Origin of the sequence: Tenacibaculum sp. MAR_2009_124 (assembly GCF_900105455.1) — a bacterium.
Classification (GTDB): domain Bacteria; phylum Bacteroidota; class Bacteroidia; order Flavobacteriales; family Flavobacteriaceae; genus Polaribacter.
The window spans coordinates 269783-285828 of sequence record NZ_FNSF01000002.1; the positions used below are offsets into that span (position 1 = coordinate 269783).

A 16046-nucleotide genomic window follows, 5' to 3' on the forward strand; every position below is an offset into this window, starting at 1 on the left:
AAGAGCGATATAAACAAATATAATTTTCTTTTTGGATAAAACATATAATAAATGTTTAAGTATAAGTTATTTGAGTATGAAAAATTGTTAAATAAAATGAATAGAATTGATATGATATTACACTGTGTGAAAATTCTTACGTATTTTTAAGCGATTCTTAAAAAGAGAGGTTTTCTTCTTTAAAGGAATCTGACTAAATATTCCGAAATCTTAATTTCTGGCATGAACTATGATTGGTGTATTTAGATATTTCAAGTCAAGATTATAAATTAAAAAGACATCTATTATATATGAGCAAAATTCTAATTATTGAAGATGAAGCTGCGATTCGAAGAGTTTTAAAGAAGATCATTTCAGAAGAGAATGATAGTTATGAGGTTGAAGAAGCAGAAGATGGATTGTTGGGGATAGAGAAAATTAAAGAAAAGGATTATGATTTAGTTCTTTGTGATATTAAAATGCCTAAAATGGATGGCGTTGAGGTGTTAGAGAAAGCTAAAAAAATTAAACCTGAAATTCCAATTGTAATGATTTCTGGCCATGGAGATTTAGATACCGCCGTTAATACTATGAGATTGGGTGCTTTTGACTATATTTCAAAACCACCAGATTTAAATAGATTATTAAATACTGTTCGAAATGCCCTAGATAAAAAGGAGTTGGTCGTAGAAAATAAACGATTAAAGAAAAAGGTAAGTAAGAGCTATCAAATGATTGGAGAGAGTGATGCTATTACACATATCAAAGACATCATTGAAAAGGTAGCTGCTACCGATGCAAGAGTATTAATCACAGGACCAAATGGATCGGGAAAAGAACTGGTAGCGCATTGGCTTCATGAGAAGTCAGATAGATCAAAAGCTCCAATGATTGAAGTAAACTGTGCGGCTATACCCTCAGAATTAATAGAGAGCGAATTATTTGGTCATGTAAAAGGAAGTTTTACAGGAGCTAATAAAGATAGAGCAGGTAAGTTTGAAGCGGCAAATGGAGGAACAATTTTTCTTGATGAAATTGGAGATATGAGTTTGTCTGCTCAAGCTAAGGTTTTAAGAGCACTCCAAGAAAATAAAATATCAAGAGTCGGTTCTGATAAAGACATTAAGGTGAATGTTAGGGTTGTTGCTGCAACAAATAAAGATTTAAAGAAGGAGATTGAAGAAGGAAGGTTCCGCGAAGACCTTTATCATAGGTTAGCTGTTATTTTAATTAAGGTGCCTGCTTTAAATGATAGAAGAGAAGATATTCCATTATTGATTAATTTCTTTGCAAATAAGATAGCAACGGAACAGGGATCGCCTAAGAAAGAATTTTCAGATGCGGCGATAAAATTATTACAGGAGTATGACTGGACAGGAAATATTCGTGAATTAAGAAATGTAATTGAACGATTAATTATTTTAGGAGAGAAAACTGTTTCAGAAAACGATATTAAATTGTTTGCTAGTAAATAGTATAGAAAAAGAGGTTACGTTTCGTAACCTCTTTTTCTATTTAATTATCTGTATATTATTTCAAATCGAATCGATCCGAATTCATCACTTTTACCCAAGCTTCAACAAAGTTGTTTAAAAATTGTTCTTCACCATCACTCGAACCATAAACTTCAGCGATAGCTCTTAGCTCAGAATTGGAACCAAAAACCAAATCTACTCTGGTAGCTGTCCATTTTAGAGTTCCTGTGTTTCTATCCTTTCCTTCGAAAATAGCTTTGTCATCAGAAATAGGTGTCCATTCCGTGTTTAAATCTAGTAGGTTCAAAAAGAAATCATTAGTTAAAGATTCTGGGGAGTTGGTAAATACACCATGCTTTGACTCATCAAAATTGGTGTTCAGAACACGCATTCCGCCAACTAAAGCAGTCATTTCAGGAGTGGTTAGTTTAAGTAATTGTGCTTTATCGACAAGTAGCTCCTCTGCGGAAATACTATGTTTAGTTTTTTTATAGTTTCTAAAACCATCAGCCCAAGGTTCCAAAACGGCAACCGATTCAATGTCTGTTTCCTCTTGCGAAGCATCATTTCTTCCTGGTGAAAATGTAACAGAAATATCGTGCCCTGCATTTTTCCCAGCTTTTTCAATTGCTGTTGAGCCAGCAAGAACAATTAGATCTGCAAGTGATATTTTTTTATTACCTGATTGACTATTGTTAAACTTCTGCTGAATTGCCTCCAAAGTACTCAACGTGGTAGATAGTTGAGAAGGGTTGTTTACTTCCCAGTATTTTTGGGGAGCTAAACGAACTCTAGCCCCGTTTGCACCACCTCTTTTGTCAGAACCTCTAAAGGTAGAAGCACTTGCCCATGCCGTTGAAACTAATTGAGAAATAGATAGGCCACTATCAATAATTTGAGCTTTTAATTGTTCAATATCTTTATCATTAACTAATTCAAAGTCAACTTCGGGTATAGGATCTTGCCAAATTAAATTTTCACTAGGAACTTCCGAACCAAGATATAGAGCTTTAGGTCCCATATCTCTATGTGTTAGCTTGAACCAAGCTTTAGCAAAAGCATCAGCAAATTCACCTGGATTTTCGTAAAACCTTTTTGAAATGGGTGCATAAGCAGGGTCAAATTTTAAAGCCATATCAGCCGTGGTCATCATTAAATCTTGTGTAGCCGAGCTATCATGAGCTTGCGGAGCTTTTCGTGCTTTTGAATTTTCCGTAGGTTTCCATTGATGCGCTCCTGCAGGGCTTTTAGTTAATTCCCATTCATATCCAAAGAGAACATCAAAGTAATCGTTGTCCCATTTAATAGGGTTTGGAGTCCATGCACCTTCAACACCACTGGTAATAGTGTCATTACCATGACCAGAACCAAAGGTGTTTTTCCATCCTAATCCTTGCTCTTCAATAGAGGCACCTTCAGGTTCTCTGCCAACATGCTTATCTGGGTCAGAAGCTCCATGAGCTTTTCCGAAGGTATGTCCTCCTGCTACTAGAGCAACTGTTTCTTCATCATTCATTGCCATTCTACCAAAGGTTTCTCTAATATCTTTCCCTGAAGCAATTGGATCAGGAGTTCCATTAGGTCCTTCTGGGTTTACATAAATTAACCCCATTTGAACCGCACCTAAAGGGTTCTCAAGTTCTCTGTCTCCAGTATATCTTTTGTCACCCAACCATGTAGTTTCTTTTCCCCAATAAATATCTTCCTCTGGTTCCCAAATATCTTCTCGTCCTCCAGCAAATCCATATGTTTTAAAGCCCATGGTTTCTAAAGCTCGGTTTCCTGTGTAAATCATCAGGTCAGCCCAAGAGAGTTTTTTACCGTATTTTTGCTTAATAGGCCAAAGTAACCTTCTTGCTTTGTCGAGATTTCCGTTATCTGGCCAACTATTTAGAGGTGCAAAACGAAGTGTTCCTGAACCAGCGCCACCTCTTCCGTCATGTATTCGGTACGTTCCGGCACTGTGCCAAGCCATTCTAATAAAGAAAGGGCCATAATGTCCGTAATCTGCTGGCCACCAATCTTGGGAGTCCGTCATTACAGCGTCAATATCTTTAGCTAGTTCTTTTAGATTAATTTTTTTGAATTCGTCAGCATAGTTAAAATCTCTATCCATAGGATCAGATAAAAAAGATTGTTGCCTGAGTATGTTTAGTTTTAGTTGGTTTGGCCACCAATCTCTATTAGAAGTTCCATGACCCGCTCCATGGTCGAGGGGTCCATGAGAAAAAGGACACTTGCCTTTTCCGTTACTTGAATGTGAATTAGAATTTTCCATTTGTTAGTAATGTTTTAAAAATTAGAATAGATTAAAGATAGCCCAAAGCTAAGATGATTAATTGGATAATTTTTATTTATAATTTTTATGAACCTATAAAATTAACTTATCCAGATAGTGGTTTTTAAATTTAATTCATTGTTTTTTAAGACCTTAATAAATTTCATAAAAATAAATGATAAGTAACAGGTCTCTTTATTGATTATTTCTATTAAACCATAGGAAAATATTTTTGTTTTTACGCTTTTAAAACTAATAAAGAGAATAAATTTGCCCTCAATAAAATAGAATACATTAATTAATAATTTATAAAAAAAATAAAAAGATGGCAACATTAGTTGGTAAGAAATTTCCAAATTTAAACGTAGACGCAATGAACGAGATGGGAGATACGTTCAAGTTAAATGTTTTAGAAGAAGCAGTAAATAACAAGAAGAAAGTTGTGTTATTTTGGTACCCAAAAGATTTTACTTTTGTTTGTCCAACAGAACTACACGCTTTTCAAGCTGCTTTGCCAGAGTTTGAAAAAAGAAACACGATTGTAATCGGAGCTTCTTGTGATACTCCAGAGGTACACTTCGCTTGGTTAAATCAGTCGAAAGATAATGGAGGGATTGAAGGAGTTTCATATCCATTATTAGCGGATAGCAACCGTAACTTATCTTCAATTTTAGGTATTTTAGATATCGCTAATGAAACTTATGATGAGGCTACTGGAACTGTACAAGTAGAGGGAGATAATGTAACTTATAGAGCAACTTACATTATTGATGAAGAAGGAACTGTTGTACACGAAGGTGTTAACCATATGCCAATCGGTAGAAATGTAAACGAATACTTACGTTTAATCGATGCTTATACTCACGTACAAGAAAAAGGTGAAGTATGTCCAGCTAACTGGGAAGAAGGAAAGGAAGCAATGCAACCTAATGCAAAGGCTACAGCAGAGTATTTAGCTGTAAACTAAAAAAAATGGTTCGTATTTGCAAAATTTTGTAAATACGAACTTTCTTTTCTATTAAATACCTTATGAGGTATTTCTTAATGAGTTCTACTCTAACAATAAAAAATGAAATTATGGTACAAGAATTAAATCAAGACAATTTAGGTCAAATTGTTTCTGATAATAAAAAAGTAGTGGTTCAGTTTTCTGCTACATGGTGTGGGAATTGTCGAATTATGAAGCCTAAGTTGAAAAAGCTTTCTTCTGAAAATGAGGAGGTAGTATTTGTTATTGCTGATGCAGAGAAGTTTCCAGAAAGTAGAAAGCTAGCAAATGTTGATAATTTACCAACTTTTGCAACTTATGTTGATGGTGAGTTCGTAAATCAGGTGCAAACCAACAAATTTGATGTTTTAAAAGAATTGGTTAACGAAGTAATTTAAATTGATATGAAATTACCTATAATAAAACACTTAACTTCTTTTATAGAAGAAAACGATCAGGACTATGTTCTTGAAACAATTGAAACATTAGAAGCATTAACTGAAGTTCCTTCGTTAAAAGATGAGGAACTTGATGTTATAGGAGAGCTAATTTCTAATATGTATGGAGCTGTTGAGGTTTCAAAAATGATGAAAGATGGAACTCCTAAGAAGGAAGCATTGAATAGCTTTATGCAACGAGTTTTAGGTGCTATAGATAAGTAAACAACCGACTTTTATCGGTTGTTTCTTATAATTATTTTAATGCTTTGGAAATAAAATTTCCCACATTCCTTCCTTGCTTTAGTCCCTCATCAATTGCGGCTCTATAATGTATACCACCGTATAGTCTACTTACAGCAGCTTCTTCAGCAGCTTTTCTAAATGAATTAAATGATCTTATTGGTAAGCCATAAGGTACTTCAGTGTCGTCGTTAAATTTAAAGTTATCTCCGAATAACATTGTTAGTACTTCTGAAGCGGTACCAGAAACGACAGAGTGTCCACTAGTATATTCAGGAAATGGAGGTGTTTGTAAAATAGGCTCCCAACTGTCATCAATATATTGTTTAATTAAAGTTTCGGGTCTAACGAGATTGCTTCTATATTTTTCATCCCAACAGTTAATAAAAGCATCGGCAATGGCGATAGAGGTTTTTGCATATGCATTCACAGTAGACTCAAAATCTGAATTGCTATTTCTACATGCTATTTTACAAATACCAATCCAGTGTCCTCCTGGTGTAATTTTCTTTTTAGCAAACATATAATGACCTTTTGCTACGGATACATATGGGTTGCAGTCCCAAAATTGAGCAATGGCAATTTCACTAGAATTATCTCCTATTTTCCTGATTTTTTGATCAACATGATATACCTCGAGTAATTCCTTATAAAAATCGCTTTCTGGCTTCATTGAAAATTGAGGATGTGTTTTTGGTTTAAATTGATCTGCCGAATTAAGAATAAAAGGTCTAATCTTATTCCAATGTGGTTCAATAGCATCCATATATGAAGGAGGTGTAGGAGTCCATTTTGAAATATCACCTTCGTTTTTCGCAATGTTATATTCTGGTAATGTTCTTGTTTCTGAATAATTATCGGAATTCATCCATTGTATAACTTCATTTCCGTAATGCTCGCCATATGTTTTCGATGCTTGAAAAACTCTTTGATTTTGACCTTTCCATACTTGGTATAAACTATCTCTAAAGTTGATAATTTCATGATCAGAAAAAACAAGTTCTTTTGCAACTTCTAAAAAAGCAATTGTTGATGAAAGTTTTAGATTGATATTATGGTCAGGTTTTATTTTCTTTATTGCGATCTTACTTTTTGAATTTAAAAATATATTCAGCCCACTATTTTTATGATTATTCAGTGTTTCGAATGCCGCGGCATTAGGGTAGGCATAAACTCTACTGGCTACTGGAGGAGAAAAAACATCATGAGTAATTGTTACGCTAAGTTTATCAACAACCGTATGATAAAACTCTGACGTAATTTGAATTTCGGTCTCAGTTTTTGAACAATTTGTAAATAAAAAAGTTATTGTAATAATTACGATTATTCGATTAAATAATTGCATTGATATAGTTTTATTTTTGAGTGGTGTATTGTTTTATACTGTCGTTGTTTTGAATAATCAGAAGCAGTTGTTTGTCTTTCATTTTAATGACTTCAGATAGTTTTACTTGGCTATTAATAGGTGATACTCCTAGAGAGGTTAAATTTTGATAATTGTTAATGTCTTTTATTAAAAGGCCTTTATTGCCTTCATATCCACCATGATAGGTGTTCACTGATTTTAAGTTTCCAAATACGAGTAGTTGTGGTTGCTCATCTTTAAATACGATTTCTTTGAAAGAACTTATAGGGGCAAGTTGAAAGGTTTTAGGAAGTGTGTTAAATTTATCAAAGTTTCCGTTATTGTTTTCCAGGTACCCAGAAGCTAATTCAGTAATTTCGTACTTCGTTGCCTTATTTAAAGCTTCTTGAGTTAAAACATCCTCAATAGGTTTAAGAGCATAATCGCTATAATTGATAAAACGCTTTTTGATAATATTCATTTGAGATGCCAATTCATCTTTAGAATGGATTGGGTAATATTTTCCCTCTATTTTATAAGCTAAAACAGTTTCATTTTTATTATTATTATCAAAATCACCGTGGTACATTAGAATAGGGTTTTCTTTGGAAGTTCTAAATCTGGTATTCAACCCCCAGTTTCCAAATACGATATCCAAGTCGCCATCATTGTCAATATCAAAAGTTGTTACCGTTTGCCATAACCCATTCGATAATGGAGTCTCTTGTTGTTCTAATTTCCCTTTGTTATTAAGGTAAATTTTAGGAGTATCCCACTCCGTAGTAACTATTAGATCTTTTATATTATCGTTATTGATATCTGACCAGACTGCATCGGTAACTTTCGACTCAAGAGTAAAGTTTTCGTCAGGAGTGAAATTTCCTTTACCATCATTCTTTAATAAATATGATGATACTTTGCTTCCAAAATCATTAGGATTTGATCTATTCCCTATAAATACATCCATGTCTCCATCATTGTCGTAATCATAAGGTTTAATACAAGATGTGTTGTTTGTGTTTTTGAATACATTTTTGGCTTTTTTAAATGCGCCCTTTTCGTTTATATACAATCTGTCCTGTTCAAAAGAGTTCATTCGAATAGAGTGTAGCCCTGAACCAATATATAAATCCAAATCGTTATCATTGTCTACATCAATAAAAGTTGCACAAGTGTCCTCAAATATTGAATCTTTTGCTATTTCGGGGAAGTTTACTTCTTTAATAGTTTTTCCGTTATTTATATAAATATGAGATTGTTTTTCTGATGCATTACCAATAAAGAAATCTTCAAAACCATCATTATTGATATCACCTTTCGCAAAACCAGGCCCATTATTTGATATCTTATAAGGAATCAATTTTTCATTATAAAAATCATTGTAGAAATCTTCTTTGTGTATATAGTTTACATAGTCAGTTCTATTGAACTTTACTTCATTTTTATTTTTTCGATAAGCGTATTGCTTGTCAATTTCTTTATTGTAAGAAACAACATTTAGTTTGTTGATTTCAGGATTTGTAATTATTCTATATGTGTTGTCAGGCCATATAATTTTAACGGAGTCTATTTTATTCTGATGGTTAATTCCAAAATGTAAACTATTTGAAACCGAAGAAATAAAACCTCGAGAGTTGAATAGTTGTTTGGTCTGTTTTTTGTTATCATTATGAACAATTACTTTCGTACCTATTCCGTTTTCATTGCCTTTCTGATATTCGAATTTAAACTTAATGAAGTTTCTTGTTGAGTTGGTTTGGTTTTCAAAAACCTGAGCTGGTTGATTAATGTTGTTTGTAATTAAATCAAGATCTCCATCATTATCTAAATCCGAGTAAATAGCACCGTTTGATAATGTGGGGTTGTTTTCTAGCCAGTTACCATTACGGTTTTTGAATTGGACAGAATTTCCTTCGAAAATTTGATCAGGATAGGCTCCGTTAGGCATTTCTTTCAATGATTCTAGTAGCCAATTTTTATTTTTCTTTTGAAGGGCTCTGTCCTTAATTTTACTTGAAATATACATTCGGAAGTCTAAATCATTTGGTCTTCTTAAAATACCATTTGCAATAAATAAATCCTGATGTCCGTCATTATTAAAGTCTGCCAATAAAGGGCTCCAACTCCAATCAGTATCAGCAATATCATTGTACAATGCTTCCTCATGAAAATAATTTCCTTGATTGTTTATTTGAAGCATATTTCTGGCATATTGATCTTGGTAACCGAGTTTTTTAAGAATGTATTGAATGTTTAGCATAGCGTCATCTCCTTCAGATTCTTTTACCACACGTTCATCTTTTGGAAGCATATCCAAAGTAATTAAATCTTGAAGACCATCGCCATTAATATCTGCGGCATCACTTCCCATGGAAAATCTACTGATTGTGGAAAATGATTTCGTCAATGATTCAGTAAACGTACCATCTTGATTATTTAAGTAATAATAATCATCTTCATGGAAGTCATTACAAACATAGATGTCATCCCAACCGTCATTATTAAAGTCAGCAACGGAAGCACTTAGTCCATAACCATTAACACCTCCGTAAATTTTAGCATCCTTACTTGCATCTTCAAACTTTTGATTGGTGTTTTTTAACAAAACATCTCCTGTAAGCGAGGTGCGTTTTTCTCTGAGTAAAGCCGGACCATTTGAAGTTTTGGTATGAACGGCGTGATTTACTATATAAACATCGAGGTCATTGTCTTTATCGTAATCAAAGAAATAGGACTGGGTGGAGTATCCAACATAGTCCAAATTGTATTCTTTTGATTTTTCGGTAAAGGTATTGTCACCATTATTAATATATAATTCATTGTGTCCTTTAAAACCTATGAGTTCACTTACTGCACATATATAAACATCCAAGTACCCGTCGTTATTAATATCTACCATAGTAACTCCGGTTTGCCAATCTGCCATTCCTTCAATACCAGCCGTTTTACTGATGTCTTCGAATTGAAGATTTCCCTTATTTAAGTATAATTTGTTTTGACCTTTATTCGAAACGAAAAACAAGTCAGGCAATTCATCATTGTTGATATCGCCAACGGCAACACCACCTCCATTGTAGTAATAGATGTAATTGATGATGTTATGATTTACTTCATCACTAATTTTATTAACAAAGTTAATGTTCGTTTGTTTTGGTGGTAATTTGGTTAATAGATAGTCTTTTTTCTGAATTTCATTACTACAGGATATGATTAAGTTTAAAGCGAATAATAAAATGATTTTTTTCATTAATAGAGTTTCTAATAATTAAGAGATAGTTTAAGTCAGTTTACATCTAAAGTTGCGGGGTTTGCGATTATAGGTGATGGGTAAAAGTACTAAAAAATCATAATTTTTTGTTAAAATATGTGTTTTTCGTTTCTTTTTAACTTTTTAAAAGGTGTTTTTGTGTTAAATAAAGTTAAAAAAGTGTTGTTGTTTTTAAGGGAGGAGTTTTGTTGTATGAAGCAAAAAAAACCGAGCAATTGCTCGGTTCAACGTTTTTTAAAGTAAAATTTAATTATTTACTCTGTGGGTAATTCTTCTATTGGTAATAATAGTAGTGAAGGCAAGACCGATAGTAAACCGTCTATTGTTAGATATTGAAGAAATTCCATTGAAACTATAAATATTACTTCCTAGGCTAACTGATCCTGAAATAGGTGTCTCGTCATTGAAGTTACCATCATTATCGGTATCTACTAGAAGACGAAGATTTCCAGTGGAAACACCGGTTATTCCTGTTAAGTCGAATCTCATATCAATGCTCCCTACATCTATGGCCCCACCAGAAGTATTGGTTTCACTAACTCTCCATGTTCTTGTTAATCTGTTTTTAATAATACTCGGGGCATTTAATCCAGTATTCATCTGTAAGTCAGCATTATCATGACCCCACATAAAAAACTCATTGTTTCCTAAATTAGTAGGGTTTAAGATTCTGACAATTCCAGTTCCTTGAGAATCATTGTGTAGGTTTGAAGCATCTACTCTTCCTATTCCAGCGACTTCATGATCATAGTTTCCAGCGCCAGCATTGTCTTCATTGTAGAGATCACTTTGAGATAAGGTAAAATTATACTTTGCTGCTACATAGTTTTGAATAATTATTATTTGTGCATCATTTATTAATTGATCAAACATTATTATTTCAGAAATGTTACCATTAAAATAATAGTTTGGAGTATTGGATTCATTTCTACCTGCACCTATTCTAAAGGGTCTAGAGGTATTAAGAGTCATGGTTTGAGTTGCAGTTGTATAGTTGTTATTGTTAATGGAAATATTTTTTACATTAGTATTGCCATTGTATCTCATCATTTGAGAGGCCCAATTACCAGTTGTGTTAATATTTCCTTCAACAGTTTGCCAAGACCCTGAATCTCGTCCTGTCCAAAAAGACCAGTTATTATTATTTGGTCGAGAGTACAATATAAAACCTCTTGTCGGTGAACCAGGAGGGTCATCTCTATTTGAAAGTACAGCTTTGTAGCTTCCTGAGTTAGCAACTCTTGAAACAGAAAAAATGGTAAAAGTATTAGGGTTTAAGCGGTTTTCGTAAGCTAATTCAAAATAATTACTAGAATCATTGAAGCTAAAAGAAGGATAACTGTTGATTGAATTAGTGTTAAAAATAGCGCCGTTACCACTATTAAAATTATGGACATAGCCAGAACTATCACCCCAATTGTTTGTCGTAGTGCCATTAGGTAGGTTAACATTGTTTGCGTCTAACCATAAAACTAAGTTAGAATTACCGCTATTTGTACCAACTCCTCCAGGTCCCGTTTGAGCAAATAATCCTATAGAGTAGAATATCAAATAAGATAAAAGGGGAATTTTAAACTTCATTTGAAATAAATATTATTTCTAGTATAATGAAAAAAATAGAATCCGAACACTGTTTTTAAGTGGTACTTTGTTTTACGAAGCAAAGAAAAAACAGCAATTGCTCGGTTCAACGTTTTTTAAAGTAAAATTTAATTATTTACTCTGTGGGTAATTCTTCTATTGGTAATAATAGTAGTAAAGGCAAGACCGATAGTAAATCGTCTATTGTTAGATATTGAAGAAATTCCATTGAAACTATAAATATTACTTCCTAGGCTAACTGATCCTGAAATAGGTGTCTCGTCATTGAAGTTCCCATCATTATCGGTATCTACTAGAAGACGAAGATTTCCAGAGGAAACACCGGTTATTCCTGTTAAGTCGAATCTCATATCAATGCTCCCTACATCTATGGCTCCACCAGAAGTATTGGTTTCACTAACTCTCCAAGTTCTTGTTAATCTGTTTTTAATAACACTAGGTGCATTTAATCCAGTGTTCATTTGTAAGGCACCATTATCATGACCCCACATGAAAAATTCATTGTTTCCTAAATTAGTAGGGTTTGAGATTCTGACAATTCCAGTTCCTTGAGAATCATTGTGTAGGTTTGAAGCATCTACTCTTCCTATTCCAGCGACTTCATGATCATAGTTTCCAGCACCAGCATTGTCTTCGTCATAAACATTTATAGGAATGTTGATGTTGCCAAATTTAGCGGAAAGATAATTATCAATAATAATTTTTTGAGCATCGTTTACTCTGCTATTAAAGAAGATAATTTCGAAGAAATCTCCACTGGCTTCATCAGCACCGTTCGAGTTTCTACCAATTCTATCTAGCGGAATTCCAGCGGTTGTTGATCCGATGTTTAAATTTTGAGTAGCACCATTCACTCTTACTTCGACTATTGATGATCCTGTTGGTTTATGATATGATATAATTGAGTTAATATTAAAAGGAGAAGTTATGCTAGTTGAATAATCGGAAACGCCATATCGTGTAAGACCAACTCTATTGGTATTAAACCATTGTTCAACTCTTAATGACGCTGAAGAATGATCTAACAAAGTATGTGAATTCCCAGTGTTCACTGGATTAATAGCGATAAATGTACTTGCATTGGGGAAAATTCCAGCTGTTGAACCCGACATAAATTGAGCGGCAGCTAAACTCGAATTAAAATTAACTGCATCAAATGTTCCTGAAGAATTGTAGCTTGGTCTGTTTGTTCCTGTTTGTGTGAAATTGTTTGTATTTCCACTAAAATCAGACCAAGTGGAAACTAAACTTCCATTAGTAGGGTTGTTAGAAATATTACCATCAGCATTTAAATCATTTGCTCTAAGCCAAACAATTAAAGAAGAAGAACCGTTGCGAGAACCAACACCTCCAGGGCCAGTTTGAGAAAACAATAAAACAGAGAAAAATTGTATTAGCAATAGTAAGACGTATCTTTTTTTCATTTAAAATGTGGGGTTAGCAACTAAAATTGCTGATAAATATACCTTATTTAGATTGAAAAAAAGAAAAAATCGTATTTTTATAGCCAAGAATGAAAACTAATTATTTGTTATCGGAAAGATAAAAACTTAACATTATGAAACTAAAAATATTATATGCTTTATTATTTGTTACCAATATTATTGTTGGGCAAATAGATGCTAATTCATTAATGGGGTTACCTACTGCTACTAATACCGAAATGACTTCATTAACTGGCGTGAATATTGGTTCGATTTTATTTAATACAACCGATGAAAAAGTATATCGCTACACTAGTGCGGGTTGGCAAGTGGATACAGACGATCAGAATGCTTCAGAAGTAAATGTTGTTACAGCTGTAGATGTTAATAATGTTACGGGTGATCCAGGAGCTGGAAATGAATTAACAGTAGAAGAGGTAGTGCAAGCAATTGCTCCAATTACTTCTAAGGCTGCAAGGGTATTTTACCCGCCTTCAATAGCTATAGATGCAAGTTCTAATGGAACGTTTACTTTAAATTTATATAACGAGTATACCGCTCAGTTCGCAACTCCTGTAGCAGGAAGTACTGGAGCACCTAATGCGATACCAACGTATGCTGCTACAGATTTATATTATTACGTAACCTTTGCAGATACTACTGTGTTTAATACAGGAACAATGTCTATTGATGCGAATGGTGTATTGACTTATACGATAATTGGTCAACCAACCGATTTAAACGCTTTGATAAACGTAGTTTTTGTTGTTAAGTAGAAATGTTTATAAAGACTAGTCCTAAATAATCTGTATCGATTATTTTAGGACTAGTCAGAAGGTTTCAAATTTTTTAATGATGTGTTAAACGAGTAATAATTTTTTTATGTTCAGGGAACAACTCAATAAGCTCTTCTCTTTTAGGTAGTACAAAGTCATTAAAATCAAAACCAGGAGCAACGGTACATCCTGTAAATGAATAAGAATAGTCACCTGTAACTTCCGCAGCAAACCAATATCCGGCGGGAACAACAAACTGAGGAATTTCATTTACTTCAAAATTATTACCTATTAAAACGAATGAATAATTTCCATCGGGAGAAATCATATGAAGTTTCAAATGACTTCCTTTATAGAAATGCCAAATCTCATCTTGATTTATTTTGTGAAATGCAGAAAATTTTTCTGAAGTCAATAAAAAATAAATAGCGGTGCCATAATTTCTATTTCCAGTGAATTCATCGGGTAGGTTTTCATTGTTAATTTCACCTATACTTCTATAGGTTTCTTTATAATATCCCCCTTCAGGGTGTTCGGTTAAATCGAACTTATTTATCAGTTGTTTGGCTGTCATTTAAATCGTTGTTTTGTTCATTAGCTTTTTTAATAATAGCTTTCAATTTTTCTTTTCTTTGTTGTTTTTCAGATTTAACCTTATTCGTTTTCTGTTTCATTAATCTACTGTGTTTGGCCTTATTCACAGTGTTTTTCTCTTTTCCTTTTTTACTCATTTGAAGTCTGCGTTTGAATACTTAATAAACCTATGAAAGTTAATGCTCCATTAACTATTAAAATAAAGAAACCAAAATCGAAGCCCAATTGAGTTTTACTCAGGTGACTTATTAAATAAGTGATGAATGGAGATATTAAACATATAAATGGAACCAGGTTATCTTTAACTTTTAATTTTGTGAATAATCCAAAGGCATATAACCCTAACAAAGGACCATAGGTGTAACCAGCGAACTGAAATATTTTAGCAATTACGCTTTCATCTGCTATGAAATATTTAAAAACAAGGATAGTGGCAACAAGAACAAAAGAAAATATTATATGAATTTTTTTACGAATCCTTACTTGCTCTTTTTCGTTTTCTTTTTTATCGATTTCTAAGATATCAATACTGAAAGAAGTTGTTAAAGATGTTAATGCGCTATCAGCACTTGAATATGCAGCAGCAATTAATCCTAAAAGAAAAAATAAAGAAGTCGCAAGACCTAAGTTACCATTCATGGCAATAAGCGGAAATAATTGATCTTTATGAGCGTTTATTTCTAAAGATTCTGCATAATCAGTAAGTAGAACTCCTAAAGAAAGGAAAAAGAAATTTACGATAACCAGAACAATTGTAAACCAAAACATGTTTTTCTGAGCATCTTTTAAATTACGACAGGTAAGATTTTTTTGCATCATATCTTGATCCAGTCCTGTCATAACAATAGCAATAAAAGCACCAGAGAAGAATTGTTTCCAAAAGTAGTTTCCGGCATTAATATCTTCAAAGAAGAACATTTTTGATAATCTATTTTCTGACACATAGGTAAACAAATTGTCAATTTGTAATTCCTCAGAAATCATAATTATACAAACCCCAACAGAAATTAACATGAATAAGGTTTGTAGAGTATCGGTCCATACAATTGTTTTTATACCTCCTTTGAAAGTATATAGCCATATAAGTAAAATGGTAATGATAACCGTAACCCAAAAAGGAATTCCATAACCATCAAATAAAATTAATTGTAAAACATTCGCTACTAAAAATAGTCGGAAAGAGGCACCTATGACTCTTGATAGCAAGAAAAAAGAAGCTCCAGTTTTATAAGAAAACCTACCAAAGCGATCTCCTAAATAGGTGTAAATAGAGGTAAGGTTTAATCGATAATAGAGGGGTAGTAAAACAAGACCAATAACAGCATAGCCAATAACATAGCCTAAAACCATTTGCATATAACCCATTTGTTGACCTTCAACCCACCCTGGAACAGAAATAAAAGTTACACCCGAAAGGGAAGCGCCAATCATTCCAAAGGCAACTAAATACCAAGGAGATGAATTATTAGCTTTAAAAAAAGTAGTGTTATTTGCAGATTTTCCTGTTAAAAAAGAAATACCTATTAATACCCCAAAATATCCAAGTATTAATAAAACTATGTGAAGTGGTTGCATACAATAGAATTATGAACTACGAATGTACTAAATTTTAAAGTTTATAGCGTAGTTCATAACTC

The 16046-nt window shown here is 33.1% G+C and carries 13 protein-coding genes; 5 read left to right on the top strand and 8 right to left on the bottom strand.

Annotation, left to right across the window (positions count from 1 at the left end):
- Positions 1-290: 290 nt before the first annotated feature.
- Positions 291-1454, top strand: a complete 1164-nt coding sequence (locus BLW23_RS07690; RefSeq protein ID WP_093668668.1) for a sigma-54-dependent transcriptional regulator — start codon at positions 291-293, stop codon at positions 1452-1454.
- Between the two features lie 55 nt (positions 1455-1509).
- On the opposite strand, the gene katG is transcribed toward BLW23_RS07690, so the two are convergent.
- Entirely contained in the window at positions 1510-3732 is a 2223-nt protein-coding gene (gene katG, locus BLW23_RS07695) for a catalase/peroxidase HPI (RefSeq protein ID WP_093668669.1), read from the bottom strand.
- A 325-nt stretch (positions 3733-4057) separates the two neighbouring features.
- Here katG and BLW23_RS07700 point away from each other — a divergent pair, with 325 nt between their 5' ends.
- The 3 genes from BLW23_RS07700 to BLW23_RS07710 all read left to right on the top strand — a co-directional run bounded on the left by BLW23_RS07700 (position 4058) and on the right by BLW23_RS07710 (position 5382).
- Positions 4058-4699 (top strand): peroxiredoxin, encoded by a 642-nt coding sequence (locus BLW23_RS07700; RefSeq protein ID WP_093668670.1) that lies wholly within the window; start codon positions 4058-4060, stop codon positions 4697-4699.
- A gap of 110 nt (positions 4700-4809) precedes the next feature.
- A complete protein-coding gene (locus tag BLW23_RS07705; protein WP_093669370.1) occupies positions 4810-5118 on the top strand; it encodes a thioredoxin family protein in 309 nt (102 codons plus the stop codon).
- 6 nt (positions 5119-5124) lie between these two features.
- Positions 5125-5382: a DUF6952 family protein gene (locus tag BLW23_RS07710; protein ID WP_093668671.1), complete on the top strand. Its 258-nt coding sequence runs from the start codon at positions 5125-5127 to the stop codon at positions 5380-5382.
- A gap of 31 nt (positions 5383-5413) precedes the next feature.
- Here BLW23_RS07710 and BLW23_RS07715 read toward each other — a convergent pair whose 3' ends face one another.
- The 4 genes from BLW23_RS07715 to BLW23_RS07730 form a co-directional block, all read right to left on the bottom strand.
- Positions 5414-6745 carry a vanadium-dependent haloperoxidase gene (locus BLW23_RS07715; protein ID WP_093668672.1) on the bottom strand — a complete coding sequence of 444 codons (1332 nt, stop codon included), beginning with the start codon at positions 6743-6745 and terminating at the stop codon, positions 5414-5416.
- A 10-nt stretch (positions 6746-6755) separates the two neighbouring features.
- On the bottom strand, positions 6756-9992 hold the full coding sequence (locus tag BLW23_RS07720; RefSeq protein WP_093668673.1) for a VCBS repeat-containing protein: 3237 nt from the start codon (positions 9990-9992) through the stop codon (positions 6756-6758).
- A 267-nt stretch (positions 9993-10259) separates the two neighbouring features.
- Positions 10260-11594 (bottom strand): DUF8202 domain-containing protein, encoded by a 1335-nt coding sequence (locus BLW23_RS07725; protein ID WP_093668674.1) that lies wholly within the window; start codon positions 11592-11594, stop codon positions 10260-10262.
- Between the two features lie 128 nt (positions 11595-11722).
- On the bottom strand, positions 11723-13039 hold the full coding sequence (locus BLW23_RS07730) for a DUF8202 domain-containing protein (RefSeq protein ID WP_093668675.1): 1317 nt from the start codon (positions 13037-13039) through the stop codon (positions 11723-11725).
- Between the two features lie 134 nt (positions 13040-13173).
- Between BLW23_RS07730 and BLW23_RS07735 the strand changes: the two genes are divergently transcribed.
- Positions 13174-13815, top strand: a complete 642-nt coding sequence (locus BLW23_RS07735; protein ID WP_255362766.1) for a hypothetical protein — start codon at positions 13174-13176, stop codon at positions 13813-13815.
- Positions 13816-13888: 73 nt separating this feature from the next.
- On the opposite strand, the gene BLW23_RS07740 is transcribed toward BLW23_RS07735, so the two are convergent.
- The 3 genes from BLW23_RS07740 to BLW23_RS07750 are packed head-to-tail and all read right to left on the bottom strand — an operon-like array spanning position 13889 to position 15984.
- Complete coding sequence (locus tag BLW23_RS07740; RefSeq protein ID WP_093668676.1) at positions 13889-14389, bottom strand: cupin domain-containing protein; 501 nt, start codon at positions 14387-14389, stop codon at positions 13889-13891.
- On the bottom strand, positions 14364-14546 hold the full coding sequence (locus tag BLW23_RS07745) for a hypothetical protein (protein ID WP_093668677.1): 183 nt from the start codon (positions 14544-14546) through the stop codon (positions 14364-14366). Before BLW23_RS07745 ends, BLW23_RS07740 begins: the two co-directional genes overlap by 26 nt.
- Entirely contained in the window at positions 14539-15984 is a 1446-nt protein-coding gene (locus BLW23_RS07750; protein ID WP_093668678.1) for a sodium:solute symporter, read from the bottom strand. The genes BLW23_RS07745 and BLW23_RS07750 overlap by 8 nt, the downstream gene beginning before the upstream one ends.
- Positions 15985-16046: the final 62 nt, after the last annotated feature.

What these genes read in the sequence shown, in the direction of transcription:
- BLW23_RS07690 (WP_093668668.1), top strand. Translation starts at nt 291, where the DNA reads ATGAGCAAAATTCTAATTATTGAAGATGAAGCTGCGATTCGAAGAGTT.
- katG (WP_093668669.1), bottom strand. Translation starts at nt 3,732, where the DNA reads ATGGAAAATTCTAATTCACATTCAAGTAACGGAAAAGGCAAGTGTCCT.
- BLW23_RS07700 (WP_093668670.1), top strand. Translation starts at nt 4,058, where the DNA reads ATGGCAACATTAGTTGGTAAGAAATTTCCAAATTTAAACGTAGACGCA.
- BLW23_RS07705 (WP_093669370.1), top strand. Translation starts at nt 4,810, where the DNA reads ATGGTACAAGAATTAAATCAAGACAATTTAGGTCAAATTGTTTCTGAT.
- BLW23_RS07710 (WP_093668671.1), top strand. Translation starts at nt 5,125, where the DNA reads ATGAAATTACCTATAATAAAACACTTAACTTCTTTTATAGAAGAAAAC.
- BLW23_RS07715 (WP_093668672.1), bottom strand. Translation starts at nt 6,745, where the DNA reads ATGCAATTATTTAATCGAATAATCGTAATTATTACAATAACTTTTTTA.
- BLW23_RS07720 (WP_093668673.1), bottom strand. Translation starts at nt 9,992, where the DNA reads ATGAAAAAAATCATTTTATTATTCGCTTTAAACTTAATCATATCCTGT.
- BLW23_RS07725 (WP_093668674.1), bottom strand. Translation starts at nt 11,594, where the DNA reads ATGAAGTTTAAAATTCCCCTTTTATCTTATTTGATATTCTACTCTATA.
- BLW23_RS07730 (WP_093668675.1), bottom strand. Translation starts at nt 13,039, where the DNA reads ATGAAAAAAAGATACGTCTTACTATTGCTAATACAATTTTTCTCTGTT.
- BLW23_RS07735 (WP_255362766.1), top strand. Translation starts at nt 13,174, where the DNA reads ATGAAACTAAAAATATTATATGCTTTATTATTTGTTACCAATATTATT.
- BLW23_RS07740 (WP_093668676.1), bottom strand. Translation starts at nt 14,389, where the DNA reads ATGACAGCCAAACAACTGATAAATAAGTTCGATTTAACCGAACACCCT.
- BLW23_RS07745 (WP_093668677.1), bottom strand. Translation starts at nt 14,546, where the DNA reads ATGAGTAAAAAAGGAAAAGAGAAAAACACTGTGAATAAGGCCAAACAC.
- BLW23_RS07750 (WP_093668678.1), bottom strand. Translation starts at nt 15,984, where the DNA reads ATGCAACCACTTCACATAGTTTTATTAATACTTGGATATTTTGGGGTA.